The 524-nt window shown below is 67.6% G+C and carries 1 protein-coding gene; it reads right to left on the bottom strand.

From position 1 onward, the window contains the following. A partial coding sequence (locus tag IVA92_RS00295) for a DUF1522 domain-containing protein (RefSeq protein WP_247473920.1) occupies positions 1–524 on the bottom strand: 524 nt, incomplete at both ends.

Genomic DNA, 524 nt, shown 5'->3' with positions numbered 1-524 from the left:
TTGCCGCTACCCGTTGCGCTGGTGAGGCCCAGGCCCTTGAGGAAGTCGGCCTTGCCGGTGATGCTGAGGTCGGCACCGGTCGAGCTCTTGATCGTCGCGATACCGGCGGCGATGGACGAAGGGGTCGCGCCGGAAGCAGCGCCGAAGGTTGCAACACCGCTGCTGTTAATCGAAGCGGTCTGCACTCCGCTGGCAAGGTCGACCGCGGTCAGAAGGTCATTGACCGTGGCGAGCGGCGTGCCAGTGGTGCCGAGATAGACGGTTGAATTGCCGCTGCCGTCGGTAAGGACGGTACCGCCCGAGTTGACACCGGAACCGCTCGGGATCGACGTACCGCTCGGCGCGGTGCCGGCGCGGAAGGTGATCGTGTGACCGTTGACGGTAAGCGTGTCGCCGTCCGCCGGGGACGTACCGGCAACGGTCGCAGCACCGGCCGCACCGATCAAGGTCGCGGTGCCGGCCAGGTTGGTCGTGCCGTCGGCCGCTTTCACCGCCGCAGCAGCCGTGAAGCTACCCTGGGCAGC

The organism is Bradyrhizobium sp. 154 (assembly GCF_023073875.1).
In the GTDB taxonomy this organism is placed as follows: domain Bacteria; phylum Pseudomonadota; class Alphaproteobacteria; order Rhizobiales; family Xanthobacteraceae; genus Bradyrhizobium.
The sequence above is the reverse complement of the archived record's forward strand: the minus strand, read 5'-3'. Positions and strand labels throughout refer to the sequence as shown.